Below are 16,027 nucleotides of genomic sequence, written 5' to 3'. Positions count from 1 at the left end.
CGGGACGACGGGGATCCAGCGGCCTCACGGCCCGCTCCCGGCACCGTCGCGGCCCGGGCGCGTCGCCATGTATCGTGGCCGCTCGTGACTCCGGACCCCCAGGCTCCCGAGAGCAGCCCCGCCAAGCGGCTGCTCATCGGCGAGAAGCTCGCCAGCGACAAGCTCGAGGGCCAGCTGCTCCCCAAGCACCTCGCGCTCCCCATCTTCGCGAGCGACCCGCTCAGCTCCGTCGCGTACGCCCCGCAGGAGCTGCTCCTCATCCTCACGCTCGGCGGCCTCGCGTTCCTGAGCTTCGCGCCCTGGGTCGCGGCCTGCGTCGTGATCCTGCTGGTCGTCGTGGTGCTCAGCTACCGCCAGCTCATCAAGGCCTACCCGTCGGGCGGCGGCGACTACGAGGTGGCGCACAAGAACCTCGGCGAGAAGGCCGGCCTCGTCGTCGCGTCCGCGCTCCTCGTCGACTACATCCTCACCGTGGCGGTGTCGGTGGCCTCGGGCGTCGACAACATCATCAGCGCGATCCCGGAGATCGCGCCGTTCCGTGTCGAGATCGCGGTCTTCTTCGTCGCGCTCCTCGCGGCCGTGAACCTCCGCGGCGTGCGCGAGTCGAGCAAGGCGTTCGCGGTGCCGACGTACCTCTTCATCGCGAGCGTCGGCGTGATGATCGTCGTGGGCCTCACCCGCACCGCTCTCGGCGACCCGCCCGTCGCCGAGTCGGCGGGGTACACGGTGGACACGCCGGCCCTGTCGCAGGTCGCCTTCATCCTCCTGCTGCTCCGCGCGTTCTCGAGCGGCTGCTCGGCGCTCACGGGCGTCGAGGCCATCTCCAACGGCGTGCCCGCGTTCCGCACCCCGAAGGTCAAGAACGCGCAGGCCACCCTCGTGATCATGGGCGGCACCGCCATCGTCCTGTTCGTGGGCCTCACGACCCTCGCCCTCATCGCGCGCGTGCACTACGGCGAGCACCCGTGCGACCTCCAGGGCTGGGCGGAGTGCGCGACCGAGCCGCAGAAGAGCCTCATGGCGCAGGTCGCGGGGGCCACATTCGGCAACGGCAGCGTGATGTTCTACCTGCTGCAGGCGACCACCGCCGCCGTGCTCCTCCTCGCCGCCAACACCGCGTTCAACGGCTTCCCGCTGCTCGGCTCCGTGCTCGCGAAGGACGCCTACGCGCCCAAGTCGCTGCTCACGCGCGGCGACCGCCTCGTCTACAGCAACGGCATGCTGCTCCTGGCGCTCGGCGCGACGCTGATCCTCGTCGTCTACCAGGCGAACCTCACGCAGCTCATCCAGCTCTACATCATCGGCGTCTTCGTGTCGTTCACCCTCGGGCAGACCGGCATGGTCGTGCACTGGACCCGCATGCTCCGCGAGGGCTGCGCGAACCGCGGCGAGGTCATCCGCGGCCTCGCCATCAACGCGTTCGGCGCGCTGCTCACGGCGCTCGTGCTCATCGTCGTCACCATCACCAAGTTCACCCACGGCGCCTGGCTCGTCTTCGCGATCATGCCGGTGCTGTTCCTCCTCATGCTCGGCGTCAACCGCTACTACCGCGACGTGGAGAAGGAGATCGAGGTCGATCCGGTCACGGTCTTCGGATCCACGGGCGACCACGCGGTCGTGCTCGTCGGCCGGATGCAGAAGCCGGTGCTCAAGGCGCTCGACTACGCGATCGCGGCGAACCACGACAGCATCGAGGCGGTGCATGTGTCCGTCGACGACGAGGCGACGAAGCTGCTCGAGCGCCAGTGGATCGAGATGGAGATCGAGATGCCGCTGCGCATCGTCGCCTCCCCGTACCGCGACATCAGCTTCCCGCTCATCAAGTACCTGAAGTCCCGCCGCGCGGAGCACGGCAGCGAGATCATCACGGTCTACACGCCCGTCTACATCGTCGGCCACTGGTGGGAGACGCTGCTGCACAACCACAAGGCCCGGCGGATCCGTCAGAAGCTGCTCCTCGTGCACGGCGTCACGCTCGCGCTGGTGCCGTGGCTGCTCGACTCGTCGGAGCTCATCTACGGCCGCCGCTCGCGCCCCGTGCCCGGGCAGGACCGCCGCGGCGAGCCGGTGCGCCCGGTCTCGCGTCGCCCCGGCCCGCCGCCGACGACGCCCGTCAAGCACACCAGCGGCCGCCAGACGCCGTAGCAGGCGCCACCCCCATAGCGCATCTGCGCACGAATAGTTAGGGGCCCTCTCATTTAGGCGGGGGCTATGCACTGCCCCACCTCCCGGAGTTGCGTGTGGACTCCCCGGGCCCGAGCCCTGGGGAACTCGAGCACCGAGAGGGAACCACATGTCGAACGACCTCACACCGGCGTCGCCCGCGGGCGGCGGATCCTCCGCCGACGACGCGCACGCCACCGTCCCCGTCCCGGCCTAGCCCGGCACGACCGGCCCGACCGGCACGAGCACGACCGGTCGCGACACCACCGGCGGCAGCAGCAGCAGCAGCACGAAGGACACCGCGAAGGAGCAGGCCGCCTCCGTGGCCGGCGACGCGAAGGCCGGCACCCAGCACGTCGCCGGCGTCACGAAGGACGAGGCCTCGAAGGTCGCGTCCGAGGTGAAGTCGCAGGCGCAGGACCTCCTGGCGCAGACGCGCGACCAGCTCCGCGAGCAGACCGGGATCCAGCAGGAGCGCGCCGCGGGCAGCCTCCGCACCCTCAGCGACGAGCTGCGCGACATGGGCGACAAGTCCGAGAGCACGGGCCTCGCGAGCGAGCTCGTCTCCCAGGTCGCCCAGCGCAGCGGCAGCGCCGCCTCGTACCTCGAGGGCCGCGACCCGGGCACCCTCCTGAAGGACGTGACCGACTTCGCGCGCCGCCGCCCGGGCCTGTTCGTCGGCCTCGCCGTCGTGGCGGGCGTCGCCGCGGGCCGCCTGACGCGCTCGCTCACCAGCGAGGCGCACGACCAGGAGGAAGCCGAGCAGCCGACGCCGTCGACCGGCGCGACGACCCCCGCGTCGCCCACCGCCCTCAGCACGGACGAGCCGGTCGGCGTCGGATCCGACGGCGCCTCCACGCCGCTCCACGACCAGACGCGCACCGCCGATCCGCTGGCCGGGACCTTCGGCGCGGGCGGCACGTCCGGCGGATCGCGCGCATGACCGACGGACGCACCCCGTCCGAGGAGAAGGCCGCGAGCACCAGCCTCGGCGACCTCCTCGGGAACGTCACGAAGGACGTCTCCACGCTCATGCGCCAGGAGATCGCCCTCGCCAGGGCGGAGATCAGCGACTCGGCGAAGAAGGCCGGGAAGGGCGCCGGCCTCCTGGGCGGCGCGGGATACGCGGGCCTCATGGCCGTGTTCTTCCTCTCCGTCGCCCTCATGTACGCCCTGTCGTACTGGTTCGACAACCTGGCCTGGGCCGCGGTCGTCGTGGCCGTGATCTGGGCCGTCATCGGCCTGGTCATGTACCTGCAGGGCCGCAGGCAGCTGAAGACCGTGCAGGGCGCGCCCCGCACGGCCGAGACCGTCAAGAAGATCCCCGAAGCGATGAAGAGGAACGAGGCAGACCGATGAGCGACAACCCGGAGCAGATCCGTGCGGAGATCGAGCGCACGCGGAACGAGCTGAGCATCGACGTGGACGCCGTGGCCGACAAGGTCACGCCCGCGAAGGTGGCCCAGCGCCAGACGGACAAGGTGCGCGGCGCCCTGTCGAACGTGAAGGACAGCGTCCTCGGCTCCGCGAGCGATGCCCGCGCGAACGTCGGGGACGCCGTCTCCGGCACCGCGGGCGGCGCGAAGGCCAAGGCGCAGGGCAACCTCCTCGGCCTCGGCCTCGTCGCGTTCGGCGCCGGCCTGCTCATCGCCGCGCTGATCCCGGCGAGCGACAAGGAGAAGGAGCTCGCCTCGACCGTCAAGGACAAGGCGCAGCCGCTCGTCGAGAAGGCGACCGACGCGGCCAAGGACGTCGCGTCCGAGCTCAAGGAGCCCGCGCAGCAGGCCGCCGCGGCCGTCAAGGACACCGCGACGGACTCGGCCGGCACCGTGCGATCCGAGGCGCAGTCGACCGCGCAGGACGTCCAGTCGTCGGCGCAGGACGCGAAGCAGGCCGTGCAGGTCGACGCGCGCAGCTGACCGACCCGCTCTCGGAGGGGAGCCGTGCCCGACGGCGCGGCTCCCCTCCGCCATGCCACCGGCGGGTGCCCCCGTGTCCTCGAAAAGGAGGACACGGCTGTAGACTCGTTGGTGCACGAACTCTTCCCCCGAGAGCTCGTGCAGGTCGATCAGGCCGCGGGGTGCGCCAATGCCGGCGCACCCCGCGCCGGTCGGATCACGTCCGGACCGACCCGTGAGGTCCGGATGGACGTGGGGGCCCGCCGCGAGTTCCCGCGGACGGCGCCGGCCCCCACGACCCCTCCTCCGCGGATGCCCTCCGCGGCACCTCAGCCGAGGGCCGCGATGACCTGCCGGGCGACGCGTCGACCCGCGCGGTTCGCGCCGATCGTCGAGGCCTGCGGTCCGTAGCCCGCGAGGAAGACCCGCGGGTCCCGCGCGGAGACACCGGACTCGACGCGCACGCCGCCCTCCTTCTCCCGGAGGCCCAGCGGCGCCAGATGGCGGATCTCGGGGCGGAAGCCGGTGGCCCAGATCACCGCGTCGACCTGGTCACGCCCGCCGTCCGCCCAGACGACCCCGTCCTCCTCGAAGCGCGCGATGGGCCCCCGGCTGTCGAGCACCCCGCGCCGGATCCCGGCGACGATGCGCCGCGTGCGCGGCACGCCCGTCCCGCTGACGATGCTCGGCAGCGCCTCCCCTGCGCGCGCGGCCTGGTCCTGCAGGTCCACCGCACGCACGGCGGCCTCGACGTCGAGCTCGCCCGCCTCGAGGAAGTCGACGGGACGCCTCGTCGACCACATGGTGCGCGCGGCCACGCCCTCCAGCTCGAGGAGGAACCCGATGGCGGAGGTGCCGCCGCCCACGACGAGCACGCGGAGCCCCCGCAGGTCGGCTGCCGCGCGGTAGCCGGACGTGTGCAGCTGCCGACCCCGGAAGGTCCCGAGCCCGGGGTACGAGGGGATGAACGGCGCGCCCCACGTGCCGGTGGCGTTGACGACGAACCGGGCGACGCGGTCTCCGTCCGTGGCGCGCACGAGGAGGGGGCGGGCGGAGTCCGAGGGGTGGGCGGCGCGGCGACGCGATGCGGCGGGCGGCGGGACGTCCGCGTCGAGCACCGCGCGCACCTCCACGGGGCGGGTGACCCGCAGGTCGAAGTGCTGCTCGTACCGGGCGTAGTGGTCGCGCACGACGTCGCGGGCCGGCAGCCGCCGATCGGCCGTCGCGAACGAGATGCCGAGCTCGGACATGCCGGGGAGGTCGGCCACGCGGTGCGCGGATCCGAGGCGGAGCGCCGCCCAGCGGTGCTGCCAGGCGCCTCCGGTCGTGGGCCCGCGGTCGAGCACGACGGCGTCGGTGCCCATGCGGAGGCCCAACCGCTGCAGGTGGTACGCGACGGAGAGCCCGGCCTGTCCGGCACCGATGACCACGACCTGGGTCTCTGCCGGTTCGGAGCTCATGGGACGACCAGGCTAGCGCCCGCTCCCCGGCGCAGGGCGATCCCGGGACGAGGTCGTACGATGCCCGTGCACGCTCTCCGGACGGGGAGGACACGCCCGGGACGACGAGGGCCACATGTTAGGGTAGCCCCTAGGTTTTCTCCAATCCCTGTCCGCTGCATCCAGCGTTGTCACCGCCCGTCGGGGCCTGAGTCGTGAGGGGGTCTCGCATGGGGCGCGGCCGTCAAAAAGCTAAGCACACCAAGATCGCGCGAGAGCTGAAGTCGTTCAGTCCCAATGTGGACTACACGCAGCTGGAGCGCGAGCTGACCACCCACGGGGCGGTCGACGAGCAGTACGCGGCCGAGGCCGCCAAGTGGGACGAGTACGCGGACGAGCCGGACGCCTACGTCCCGGGCGACGAGCAGAAGCGCGCCTGAACCCGCATCCGGCCCCGGCCGGATGAGCGTCGGACCCGCCTCCTGGTGAGGCGGGTCCGCTCATGTGCGCCCGCTGTGTCGCGCGACCGGCCGCGGCGCCGGCCCGCGGGTCGGACGCGCCGGGCGCGCCGCGGATCAGTCGCGGTAGCGACCGGTGAGGCGCACGGCCCCGCCGTCGACGCCCTTGGCGCCCTGCTCGAAGCCGGCGCCCGCGGGCGCGTCGCCGATCGTCACGCGGCCGGCCTCCCACGTCGGGATGCCCGCGGCGGTGAGCGCGTGCGCGATGCCGTCGGCGGCCGCGGCGTCGACCACGGCGATCATCCCGATGCCGAGGTTCCAGGTGCCCTCGGCGCTCTCGAGCGTCGAGCCCGCGATGCCGGCGAGCGCGCGGAAGACCGCGGGCGGTGACCAGGTGGATCGCTCGAGCTCGCTGAAGGACCCGCGGGGCAGCACGCGCGCGAGGTTGGCCGCGATCCCGCCGCCCGTGACGTGGCTGATGGAGTGCACGCCGGCCCCGAGCCCCGGCTGCGCGAGCACGTCGAGGAGCGGCGTCGTGTAGAGGCGCGTCGGCTCGAGGAGCACCTCGCCGACCACGCCGCCGAGCTCGGCCGAGGTGTCGCCGAAGCCGATGCCGGCGGTGGCGAGGATGTGGCGCACGAGCGAGAAGCCGTTGCTGTGAAGGCCGCTGGAGGCGAGCGCCAGCACGACGTCGCCGTCGCGGACGCGCTCCGATCCGAGCACCGCGTCGGCCTCGACCGCGCCGACCGCGGCGCCGGCCACGTCGTAGTCGTCCGGCCCGAGGAGCCCGGGGTGCTCGGCCGTCTCGCCGCCGACGAGGGCGGTGCCGGTGTCGGAGCAGGCGCGCGCGATGCCGGCGACGATGTCGGCGATGCGCGCGGGCACGACCTTGCCGCAGGCGATGTAGTCGGTCATGAAGAGGGGGCGCGCGCCGACCACGACGATGTCGTCGACGACCATGCCCACGAGGTCCTGGCCGATGGTGTCGTGCTTGTCGATGGCCTGCGCGATGGCGACCTTGGTGCCGACGCCGTCGGTGGACGTCGCGAGGAGCGGGTGGCGGAAGCGGGTGAGGGCGCTCGCGTCGAACAGCCCCGCGAATCCGCCGAATCCGCCGATGACCTCGGGGCCGTGCGTGCGGGAGACGGCCTCCTTCATCAGCTGGACCGCGAGATCGCCGGCCTCCGTGTCGACGCCGGCCTCTGCATACGAGCTCTTGGTGGTCACGCGTACAGGGTAGCGGCCGGGCGCGTCGCTCCCGTGTGGGAGACTGGCCGCTCCCCCACCTCTTCTACTCTTCAGGAGTCAGCCGAAGCATGTGCGGCATCGTCGGCGTCGTATCGTCCGAACCCGTCAACCAACTCGTCTACGACAGCCTCCTGCTCCTGCAGCACCGCGGTCAGGACTCCACCGGCATCGCCACCGCGGAGGGCAACACCTTCCACGTGAAGAAGCTCAGCGGCCAGGTCCGCGAGGCCTTCCGCACGCGCGACATGCGATCGCTGCTCGGCACGATGGGCCTCGGCCACGTGCGGTACGCCACCAAGGGCAGCGCCACGGACGAGGACGAGGCGCAGCCGTTCTACGTGAACGCGCCCTACGGCATCGTCCTGGTGCACAACGGCAACCTCACCAACACGCGTGAGCTGGCGCAGGAGCTCTTCCACGTGGATCGCCGCCACACCAACACGAGCTCCGACACCGAGCTGCTCGTGAACGTGCTGGCCCACGAGCTGCAGTCGCAGGTGTCCGGCATGGCGCTGGATCCCGACCAGGTGTTCACCGCCGTCGAGCGCGTGCACGAGCGCGTGCAGGGCTCGTACGCCTCCATCGCCATGATCGCCGGGCACGGGCTGCTCGCGTTCCGCGACCCGTTCGGGATCCGCCCGCTCACCCTCGGCCGCCGCGAGCTCGAGGGCGGTCGGATGGAGTGGGTCGTCGCGAGCGAGTCGCTCGTCATGGAGTCGCTCGGCTACGAGATCGTGCGCGACGTGGCGCCCGGCGAGGCCGTCTTCATCACGATGGACGGCGAGATGCACGCGCGCCAGTGCCACCCCACGCCGCGCCTCATCCCCTGCGCGTTCGAGTTCGTGTACCTCGCGCGGCCCGACTCGGTCATGTCCGGCATCGGCGTCTACGACGCGCGCCTGCGCATGGGCAACCGGCTCGCGGCCACCATCGCGGAGCACAGCCCGGCGGGCGACATCGACGTGGTCATGCCGATTCCCGACTCGTCCCGGCCGTCGGCCATGCAGGTCGCGCAGACGCTCGGCATCGAGTACCGCGAGGGCTTCTACAAGAACCGCTACGTCGGCCGGACGTTCATCATGCCGGGGCAGGCGCAGCGCAAGAAGTCGGTGCGGCAGAAGCTGAACGCGATGAGCTCGGAGTTCCAGGGCAAGAACATCCTCATCGTCGACGACTCCATCGTGCGCGGCACGACGAGCCGCGAGATCGTCACCATGGCCCGCCAGGCCGGCGCCAACAAGGTGACGTTCACCTCCGCCGCGCCGCCGGTGCGCTACCCGCACGTGTACGGGATCAACATGCCGTCGCGGCAGGAGCTCATCGCGCACGGGCGCAAGATCCCCGAGATCGCGACCGAGCTCGGCGCCGACCACCTCATCTACCAGGAGGTCGCGGACATGCGCGATGCGATCCTCGAGGGGTCCACCGGCGTGGAGGACCTCGAGATGAGCTGCTTCACGGGCGAGTACATCACCGGCAACGTGACGCCGGAGTACCTGTCCTGGCTGGAGCGCACGCAGCTCAGCTGATCGGCCCGCCGGGGCGGCGGGTGGTCGGGCGCGGGATCAGGCGCCCGGCTCGCCCCGCTCGCGCTCGGCGGTGAGGACGCGGGAGCGGCGCGATGCCGCGCGGTCCAGCGCCAGCGCGATCAGCGCCGCGAGCCCGCCGAAGAGGACGACCGCGAACAGCGCGAGGAACGCCAGCACCTGCGCCTCGGAGAACTCCGGGTTCGGCGGGAACGTGAGCGTGAGGACCATCGCCACGATGATCCCGAGGACAGCTCCGACGCCCATGAAGCGGAAGTAGCGGGGGGACCGCCGCACGAGGACCTCGGTGCGGCGCTCGTCGTCGGGCTGGGGTCGGGCGTCGGTCATGGGTCCATCATCCCCCGTGCCACGGACGGCAGGCGAACCGACGGCCGCCCCGGCGCTCAGCGGTCGGCGGGGAGCTCCCACGGCACGGGGAGGAGGCCGCGGAGGTCGGCGCGGAGGCCGGACGCGCGCACGGCGCCCGCCTCGACGCCCGCGTCCCAGGTCGTGCCGCCCGTGGCGAGCGCGATCCACGTGGCGGGATCGGTCTCGATGACGTTCGGGGGCGTCCCGCGCGTGTGGCCGGGGCCCTCGATGCACTGGACGGCGCCGAACGGCGGGACGCGCACCTCGACGGTGCCGCCGGGCGCGAGATCCGCCAGCGACTGCAGCAGGAAGCGGACCGCGGTGGCCCGCGTCTCCCGGTCGGCGTCGGCGCCCTGGGCGAGCGCGGCCCGCACGGCTGGCTGTCCGACGGTGGGGTGGATGCGCGCCTTGGCCATCGTCCCAGGATACCAGAGGGGCGGGGTCCGGCCGTCCGGCCGGGGCCGCCGCACCCCTCCTACTGGGGCGTCGCCCCGTGTCCGCGCTTTGGGGGACATCCATTACCGTGTATGGAAGTGCCCCGCGGTGACACGACCCGCCCGGCACGGCAGGACGTCCTCCCTCCCGTCGCCTCCCCCGGCGTCGGGAGGGCAGGGACGATGCGCCCGCCGGCGGACCCGAAGAACGCCGGAGCGGGCAGGGAGCCGACCCGTGCCGTACCCGCGGCGGGTCGGCCTCCCGCCCTCCGATCCCCCTCCCCGGGACGCGGATGCGGCGCAGCCGCCGGCGCCCCCAGGGGCCCCGACCGGCGGGGTCGGCGTCGATAGGGTGGGGGCGTGAAGATCCTGGTACTCGGTTCCGGTGCGCGCGAGCACGCCATCGTCACGGCCCTGCTCCGGGAGGACGCGGGCCACGAGATCGTCGCGGCGCCCGGCAACGCGGGCATCGCACGCGTCGTGCCGGTGGTGAAGATGGACATCGACGACCCGACGGTGGTCGCGGAGCACGCGCTCGGGGAGGGCTTCGAGCTCGTCGTCGTGGGGCCCGAGGCGCCGCTCGTCGCCGGCGTCGCGGATGCTCTGCGCACGCGGGGCATCCCGGTCTTCGGGCCGGGCCGGGCCGCCGCCGCCCTCGAGGGATCCAAGACCTTCGCCAAGCGCATCATGGAGGAGGCGGGCGTGCCGACGGGCCGCGCCGCCCAGGCCGGCACCGTCGACGAGGTCGAGGCCGCGCTCGACGAGTACGGCGCCCCCTACGTCATCAAGGCCGACGGCCTCGCCGCGGGCAAGGGCGTGCTGGTCACCGCCGACCGCACGCTGGCCCTCGAGCACGCGCGGCACTACCTCGGCCAGGGCACCGTGCTCGTCGAGGAGTTCCTCGCCGGGCAGGAGGTGTCGCTCTTCCTCCTCTCCGACGGGCACGACGTGGTCCCCCTCTCCCCCGCGCAGGACTACAAGCGGCTGGGCGACGGCGACGCGGGGCCCAACACGGGCGGCATGGGCGCGTACTCGCCGCTGCCCTGGCTGCCGGCCGGCTTCGTCGACGAGGTCATCGACACCATCGCGCTGCCCACCGTGCGGAAGCTCGCGGCGGAGCAGACGCCGTTCATCGGGCTGCTCTACTGCGGCCTCATCCTCACCGCGGACGGCATCCGGGTCATCGAGTTCAACGCGCGGTTCGGGGATCCGGAGACGCAGGTCGTGCTGCCGCGCCTCGTCACGCCGCTCTCGCAGCTGCTGCTCGCGGCCGCGTCGGGCGAGCTCGGCGGGGTGGCGCGGCCGGAGTTCTCCGACGACGTCGCGGTCACCGTGGTCGTCGCGAGCGAGGGCTACCCGGAGGCGCCGCTGACCGGTCGCGTCATCCGGGGCGTCGAGGAGGCGGAGAGCGTCGAGGGCGTGAGCATCGCGCACGCCGCCACCGCGGAATCCGATTCCGGGCTCGTGGCCACCGGCGGGCGCGTGCTCAGCGTCGTCGCCACGGGGCCCTCGTTCGTGGAGGCGCGGTCGCGCGTCTACGAGGCCGTCGGGCGGTTGTCGCTCGACGGGTCGCAGCACCGCACCGACATCGCCGCGCAGGTGGTCCGATGAGCGCCGGGACGCCCGCGGGCCACGCCGCCGACTGGGACCTCCCGGGCTGGGAGCACGCGTACTCGGGCAAGGTCCGCGAGCTGTTCAGCCCCGCGATCGACGACACCGACGACCGCGCGCTCGAGGGCGAGCCGCACGTGCTGGTCGTCGCGACCGACCGCGTGAGCGCCTACGACTTCGCGCTCGAGCCGGGGATCCCCGGCAAGGGCGAGCTCCTCACCCAGCTCAGCCTCTGGTGGTTCGACCGGCTCGAGGTGCCGAACCACCTCGTGGACGGGCCGACCCTCGACCGCATCGGCATCCCGGAGGCCGTGGAGGGCCGCGCGATGCTCTGCCGGGTGCTCGAGATGCTGCCCGTCGAGTGCGTCGTGCGCGGCTACCTCGCGGGATCCGGCTGGGAGGAGTACCGCCAGCACGGCACGGTGTGCGGCATCCCGCTGCCCGCCGGCCTCGCGCAGGGAGACCGGCTGCCCGAGCCGATCTACACGCCCGCGTGGAAGGCGCCGCAGGGCGAGCACGACGAGAACATCACGTTCGCGCGCACCGAGGAGCTCGTGGGGCACGAGGAGGCGGCGCGCCTGCGCGACCTCTCCCTCGACGTGTACCGCCGCGCGTCGGCCATCGCCGAGGAGCGCGGCGTGATCCTCGCGGACACCAAGTTCGAGTTCGGGATCGACCCGCGCACGGGGATCACGACCCTGGCGGACGAGGTGCTCACGAGCGACTCGTCGCGCTACTGGGACGCCGAGGCGTACGCGACCGGCAACCGGACCGACAGCTTCGACAAGCAGATCGTGCGGGACTGGCTGGCGGCGAACTGGGATCGCACCGGGACGCCGCCCGTGCTGCCGCAGGAGATCGTGGAGCGGACGGCGGAGCGGTACCGGGAGCTCATCGCGCGGCTCACCGGTCGCTAGGGGCGACGGCCGTCACCGGCGCGACCGGACTCGATCGCGGGGCGGCCGGCCGGCGGGAGGCGCCCGGCGCGGATCCGGCTAGAGGTGGTCGTACCCGCGGACGACGCGGTCGATGGCGACCTCCGCCACCTCGCGGGCGTCCGCGTCGGGGAGCTCGTCGAGGGCTCCCTCGATGTCCTGGCCGCCCATCTTCAGGACGGCGAGGCGCTCGAACTCCTCGACCGCCTCGGGCGTGGGCTGGTCGGCCTGCGGGTCGGTGTGCTGGTCCATGGTGGGTCCCCTCTGTCGTGCGTGGACGGTGCGGATCGCGCCCCAGCCCTGCCGTCAGGGTCCCACACCCACGTGACCGGGGGATCCGAGGCCGCCAGACTGCCACATCCGGCAGCGTCGCCGGGATCCGGGACCGGGGTGGCCGCGGTGCGACGCGCCGAGCCCGGCAGCCGGGCGCGGACGCTTGTAGGTTCGGGAGGACGACCGGGCCCGCCCGGACGACCCCTCGACGATTTGGCGCCCTTCCCCGTGACATCCGGTCCCCTGCCCGCATCCGCCCCCGACGCGACCGCTCCGGCGCGCGTCCGCCTCGCGTCCGGCGCCGTGCCGCCGGGCGATGACCGCCCCGGGCCGGCCGTCTCCCTCGTGCGCGAGGCGCTCGCGGCGACGCCCGCGGGCGGGGGATGGACGACGGAGCGGGCGCTGGAGCTCGCCGTCGCGCTCGGCGACGGCGGTGCCCGGCCGGGTGCCGGCGGCACGGCGGACCTCTGGGAGGCGCTCGCGACGCTCGCCGCCGCCGACCTGGGCATCGCCCGCACGGTCGAGCCGCATCTCGACGCGCTCGCGATCCTCGACCAGGAGCGCGTCGCCGCGGGCGGCGGCTCCGCCGCGGGCGCGCGATCGGACGACGCGGACGGACGCGCCGAGGCACGCACGTGGGGCGTCTTCGCGGCCGAGGGCGGCGGGGATCCGCTGACGGCCGTGGCGGACGCCGACGGGCCGGACGCGGTGCGGCTGTCCGGCACGAAGCCGTGGTGCTCGCTCGCCGGATCGCTGACGCACGCGCTCATCACCGCCGCCGTCGACGACGGCTCGCGCGGCCTCTTCGCCGTCGACCTCCGCCAGCCCGGCGTCGAGGTCGTGCCCGGCGCCTGGGTCGCCCGCGGGCTCGTGGAGGTCCCGAGCGGGCCGCTGCGGATGCGCGACGTGGCGGCGCGACGCGTGGGCGCGCCCGGCTGGTACCTCGAGCGGCCCGGGTTCCACTGGGGCGGGATCCAGGTCGCGGCGTGCTGGTACGGCGGCGCGGTCGGGCTGGCCCGTACTCTGCTCCGGGCCGCGTCCCGCGAGGGCGCCGACCGGCTGCTGCTCATGCACCTGGGCGCGGTCGACGCGGCGCTCGACGGCGCGCGCGCGTCCCTCGCCGAGGCGGCCCTGCTGGTCGACCGCGGGCTCGCCTCGGGCGAGGAGGGGCGGCTGCTCGCGAAGCGCGTGCGGGCCGTCGTCGCCCGGGCGGTGGACGAGACGCTGACGCACGTCGCGCACGCGCTCGGGCCGGCCCCGCTGGCGCAGGACGCGGATCACGCCAAGCGCGTGGCCGACCTCGGGCTGTACGTGCGGCAGCATCACGCCGAGCGCGACGACGCCTCGCTCGGCGGGGCGCTCGCGGAGGCGACTCGGCGGGCCGCGGCGGCGGACACGACGGCGGATGCGGGCGCGCACGCGGACACGACAGGCACGACGCCGGACCCGTCGACGACTCCCGATCCCGCGATCGAGGCCGCGCGGATCCCCGCGACGGGCGTCGCCTTCGACGCGCGCGAGCCCGGCACCGACGCGGACGCCTGGGACGCGGATCCGCGCTGGGACGAGCTCACCGCCCCCGACCTCTCCGGGATGGCCGCGCTCCTCGTCGTCTCCGCGCACGCCGACGACGAGTCGATCGGCGCCGCGGGCCTCATGGCGACCGCGGCCGCGCGCGGCGTGCCGGTGACCCTCGTGATCGTGACGGACGGCGCCGCATCGCACCCCGGATCCCCCACGCGCACCCCCGACGAGCTCGTCGCCCTCCGCCGCGACGAGGCCCGCGCCGCCCTCGACGCCGTCGCGCCCGACGCCCAGCTGGTGCTCCTCGGCCACCCCGACGGCGGGATCCGCGAGCGCCGCGACGCCGTGCGCGACGACCTCGCCGCGCTCCTCGCCGACACCGCGCCGGGCACGTGGGTCGCCGCTCCCTGGCGCGGCGACGGGCACCGGGACCACCGCGTCACGGGCGAGGTGGTCGCCGAGCTGGTGGGCGCGCTGCCCGCCGAGCGCGGGATCCACCTCGTCGAGTACCCGGTGTGGATGTGGCACTGGGCGACGCCCGACGACCCGCGCGTGCCGTGGGCCGCGATGCGCGCCCTGCCGCTCGACGCGCACGTGCGGGCGGCGAAGCGGGCGGCGATCCGCGCGCACGCCAGCCAGGTGGATCCGCTCTCCGACGCCCCGGAGGACGCGGCCGTGCTGCAGCCCGGCTTCCTCCGCCACGCCGACCGCGACCGCGAGGTGCTGATCGTGGGCGATGGCACCCCCGCGTCTCCCTCCGCCGCCGAGCGCTTCGACGCCGCGTACGCGCGGGCCGAGGATCCGTGGCGCGTCACGACCCGCTGGTACGAGCGCCGCAAGCGCCTCGCCACCCTCGCGGCCCTGCCCGACGAGCGCTACGGCCGGGCGCTCGAGATCGGCTGCTCCATCGGCGTGACGACGGCGGGCCTCGCCGAGCGCGTCGACGAGCTGCTGGCCGTGGACGTCGCGCCGACCGCCGTCGAGCGGGCCCGCGTGCGCCTCGCCGACGCGCCGCACGTGCGCCTCGAGGTGCGCGACGTGGGCGCCGACTGGCCCGCCGGCGGCTTCGACCTCGTCGTGATGAGCGAGGTCGGCTACTACCTCGACGACGCCGCGTTCGACCGCGTGCTCGCCGTCCTGCCCGAGGCCCTCGGCGCCGCCGGCACGCTGGTCGCCTGCCACTGGCGGCACCCGGAGGGCGACTTCCGGCGCACGGGCGACGAGGTGCACGCGCGGCTCGCCGCCGTCCCCGGCCTGCACGTGCTGATGCGGCACGAGGAGGACGACTTCCTGCTCGAGGTGCTGTCGGCGGATCCGCGCTCGGTCGCGACGCGCACGGGGCTGCGGTGACGGGCGGGTCGGCCGCGGTGGCCGGGTCGGAGCCGGCCCCGCGGATCCGCGCGGTCACGGTCGTCATCCCCGCGCGCGACGAGGAGGAGCTGGTGGGCCGCTGCCTCGCGTCGGTGGAGGTGGCCGCGTCCCGGGCGCGGGCGGCCGGGGTCCGCGTGCGCGTGATCCTCGTGGCCGACGACTGCCGGGACCGCACCGCCGAGGTGGCGCGCGCCGCCGGCGTCGAGGTCATCGAGAGCGCGGCCGGACGCGTGGGCGCCGCCCGCGCCCAGGGGGTCGACGCGGCCCGCGCGGGCTGGGACGGCGACGACGCCGAGCACTGGATCGCGTGCACCGACGCCGACTCCGCGGTGCCGCCCGCGTGGATCACGAGCCAGCTCGAGCTCGCGGACGCCGGGACCGACGTGGTCGTCGGCACCGTCCGCCCGGAGCTCGACGACCTCAGCCCGGATCAGATCGCGGCCTGGCGCGCCACGCGCGTGCCCGGCCACGCCAACGGGCACGTGCACGGCGCGAACCTCGGCGTGCGCGCCGACGCGTACGTCGCGGCCGGCGGGTTCCCGGCCGTCGCGGAGCACGAGGACGTCGACCTCGTCACCCGTCTCCGCGACCTCGACGCGCGGGTCACGGCGTCGGCGGCGGGCGAGGTGCTCACCTCGAGCCGCCGCGAGGGGCGCACGCCCGGCGGCTACGCGGGGTACCTGCACGTGTCGCTGCTGGAGCGGGCGCGCGAGCGGGAGCTGGAGCGCCGGCGCGCCGCGGGCTGCGACAGCCCCTGCGTCCCCGCGGGCTGACCGGA

The 16,027-nt window shown here is 74.2% G+C and carries 16 protein-coding genes; 10 read left to right on the top strand and 6 right to left on the bottom strand.

Annotation, left to right across the window (positions count from 1 at the left end):
- Positions 1–84 precede the first annotated feature (84 nt).
- The gene (locus JOE38_RS14270) at positions 85–2,145 is read left to right on the top strand and encodes an APC family permease (RefSeq protein WP_204576871.1); all 2,061 of its coding nucleotides are present in this window, start codon (positions 85–87) and stop codon (positions 2,143–2,145) included.
- A gap of 231 nt (positions 2,146–2,376) precedes the next feature.
- On the opposite strand, the gene JOE38_RS15970 is transcribed toward JOE38_RS14270, so the two are convergent.
- The gene (locus tag JOE38_RS15970; RefSeq protein ID WP_275577788.1) at positions 2,377–2,511 is read right to left on the bottom strand and encodes a hypothetical protein; all 135 of its coding nucleotides are present in this window, start codon (positions 2,509–2,511) and stop codon (positions 2,377–2,379) included.
- On the opposite strand from JOE38_RS15970, the gene JOE38_RS14265 reads away from it, so the two are divergent.
- The 3 genes from JOE38_RS14265 to JOE38_RS14255 are packed head-to-tail and all read left to right on the top strand — an operon-like array spanning position 2,486 to position 4,082.
- Positions 2,486–3,106 carry a hypothetical protein gene (locus JOE38_RS14265; protein ID WP_204576870.1) on the top strand — a complete coding sequence of 207 codons (621 nt, stop codon included), beginning with the start codon at positions 2,486–2,488 and terminating at the stop codon, positions 3,104–3,106. The two genes, JOE38_RS15970 and JOE38_RS14265, sit on opposite strands and share 26 nt — an antisense overlap.
- Complete coding sequence (locus tag JOE38_RS14260) at positions 3,103–3,522, top strand: phage holin family protein (protein WP_204576869.1); 420 nt, start codon at positions 3,103–3,105, stop codon at positions 3,520–3,522. Before JOE38_RS14265 ends, JOE38_RS14260 begins: the two co-directional genes overlap by 4 nt.
- Complete coding sequence (locus JOE38_RS14255; RefSeq protein WP_204576868.1) at positions 3,519–4,082, top strand: DUF3618 domain-containing protein; 564 nt, start codon at positions 3,519–3,521, stop codon at positions 4,080–4,082. The genes JOE38_RS14260 and JOE38_RS14255 overlap by 4 nt, the downstream gene beginning before the upstream one ends.
- Positions 4,083–4,390: 308 nt before the next feature.
- Here the strand turns inward: JOE38_RS14255 and JOE38_RS14250 are convergent, their stop codons facing one another.
- Positions 4,391–5,521 (bottom strand): FAD-dependent oxidoreductase, encoded by a 1,131-nt coding sequence (locus tag JOE38_RS14250; protein WP_204576867.1) that lies wholly within the window; start codon positions 5,519–5,521, stop codon positions 4,391–4,393.
- A 209-nt stretch (positions 5,522–5,730) separates the two neighbouring features.
- On the opposite strand from JOE38_RS14250, the gene JOE38_RS14245 reads away from it, so the two are divergent.
- Positions 5,731–5,940 (top strand): DUF3073 domain-containing protein, encoded by a 210-nt coding sequence (locus JOE38_RS14245; protein ID WP_012037444.1) that lies wholly within the window; start codon positions 5,731–5,733, stop codon positions 5,938–5,940.
- Between the two features lie 135 nt (positions 5,941–6,075).
- Here JOE38_RS14245 and purM read toward each other — a convergent pair whose 3' ends face one another.
- Positions 6,076–7,185: a phosphoribosylformylglycinamidine cyclo-ligase gene (purM, locus tag JOE38_RS14240; protein WP_204576866.1), complete on the bottom strand. Its 1,110-nt coding sequence runs from the start codon at positions 7,183–7,185 to the stop codon at positions 6,076–6,078.
- An 89-nt stretch (positions 7,186–7,274) separates the two neighbouring features.
- On the opposite strand from purM, the gene purF reads away from it, so the two are divergent.
- On the top strand, positions 7,275–8,735 hold the full coding sequence (gene purF / locus JOE38_RS14235) for an amidophosphoribosyltransferase (protein ID WP_086520057.1): 1,461 nt from the start codon (positions 7,275–7,277) through the stop codon (positions 8,733–8,735).
- A gap of 36 nt (positions 8,736–8,771) precedes the next feature.
- Here the strand turns inward: purF and JOE38_RS14230 are convergent, their stop codons facing one another.
- Positions 8,772–9,080: a hypothetical protein gene (locus tag JOE38_RS14230; RefSeq protein WP_012037441.1), complete on the bottom strand. Its 309-nt coding sequence runs from the start codon at positions 9,078–9,080 to the stop codon at positions 8,772–8,774.
- A 56-nt stretch (positions 9,081–9,136) separates the two neighbouring features.
- Positions 9,137–9,517: a sterol carrier family protein gene (locus tag JOE38_RS14225; RefSeq protein WP_012298433.1), complete on the bottom strand. Its 381-nt coding sequence runs from the start codon at positions 9,515–9,517 to the stop codon at positions 9,137–9,139.
- Between the two features lie 378 nt (positions 9,518–9,895).
- Between JOE38_RS14225 and purD the strand changes: the two genes are divergently transcribed.
- A complete protein-coding gene (gene purD, locus JOE38_RS14220; protein WP_204576865.1) occupies positions 9,896–11,146 on the top strand; it encodes a phosphoribosylamine--glycine ligase in 1,251 nt (416 codons plus the stop codon).
- On the top strand, positions 11,143–12,063 hold the full coding sequence (locus tag JOE38_RS14215; protein WP_204576864.1) for a phosphoribosylaminoimidazolesuccinocarboxamide synthase: 921 nt from the start codon (positions 11,143–11,145) through the stop codon (positions 12,061–12,063). Before purD ends, JOE38_RS14215 begins: the two co-directional genes overlap by 4 nt.
- A 78-nt stretch (positions 12,064–12,141) precedes the next feature.
- Here the strand turns inward: JOE38_RS14215 and JOE38_RS14210 are convergent, their stop codons facing one another.
- Entirely contained in the window at positions 12,142–12,333 is a 192-nt protein-coding gene (locus JOE38_RS14210) for a hypothetical protein (protein ID WP_204576863.1), read from the bottom strand.
- A gap of 249 nt (positions 12,334–12,582) precedes the next feature.
- Between JOE38_RS14210 and JOE38_RS14205 the strand changes: the two genes are divergently transcribed.
- On the top strand, positions 12,583–15,228 hold the full coding sequence (locus JOE38_RS14205) for a PIG-L family deacetylase (protein WP_307838890.1): 2,646 nt from the start codon (positions 12,583–12,585) through the stop codon (positions 15,226–15,228).
- Positions 15,225–16,022 carry a glycosyltransferase gene (locus JOE38_RS14200; protein WP_204576861.1) on the top strand — a complete coding sequence of 266 codons (798 nt, stop codon included), beginning with the start codon at positions 15,225–15,227 and terminating at the stop codon, positions 16,020–16,022. The genes JOE38_RS14205 and JOE38_RS14200 overlap by 4 nt, the downstream gene beginning before the upstream one ends.
- Positions 16,023–16,027 lie beyond the last annotated feature (5 nt).

It is taken from the genome of Clavibacter michiganensis (assembly GCF_016907085.1).
Classification (GTDB): Bacteria; Actinomycetota; Actinomycetes; order Actinomycetales; family Microbacteriaceae; genus Clavibacter; species Clavibacter michiganensis_O.
Note: the sequence above shows the minus strand (reverse complement) of the source record. Positions and strands in the feature narration are given on the sequence as shown.

What these genes read in the sequence shown, in the direction of transcription:
- JOE38_RS14260 (WP_204576869.1), top strand. Translation starts at nt 3,103, where the DNA reads ATGACCGACGGACGCACCCCGTCCGAGGAGAAGGCCGCGAGCACCAGC.
- JOE38_RS14255 (WP_204576868.1), top strand. Translation starts at nt 3,519, where the DNA reads ATGAGCGACAACCCGGAGCAGATCCGTGCGGAGATCGAGCGCACGCGG.
- JOE38_RS14250 (WP_204576867.1), bottom strand. Translation starts at nt 5,521, where the DNA reads ATGAGCTCCGAACCGGCAGAGACCCAGGTCGTGGTCATCGGTGCCGGA.
- JOE38_RS14245 (WP_012037444.1), top strand. Translation starts at nt 5,731, where the DNA reads ATGGGGCGCGGCCGTCAAAAAGCTAAGCACACCAAGATCGCGCGAGAG.
- purF (WP_086520057.1), top strand. Translation starts at nt 7,275, where the DNA reads ATGTGCGGCATCGTCGGCGTCGTATCGTCCGAACCCGTCAACCAACTC.
- JOE38_RS14230 (WP_012037441.1), bottom strand. Translation starts at nt 9,080, where the DNA reads ATGACCGACGCCCGACCCCAGCCCGACGACGAGCGCCGCACCGAGGTC.
- JOE38_RS14225 (WP_012298433.1), bottom strand. Translation starts at nt 9,517, where the DNA reads ATGGCCAAGGCGCGCATCCACCCCACCGTCGGACAGCCAGCCGTGCGG.
- JOE38_RS14215 (WP_204576864.1), top strand. Translation starts at nt 11,143, where the DNA reads ATGAGCGCCGGGACGCCCGCGGGCCACGCCGCCGACTGGGACCTCCCG.
- JOE38_RS14210 (WP_204576863.1), bottom strand. Translation starts at nt 12,333, where the DNA reads ATGGACCAGCACACCGACCCGCAGGCCGACCAGCCCACGCCCGAGGCG.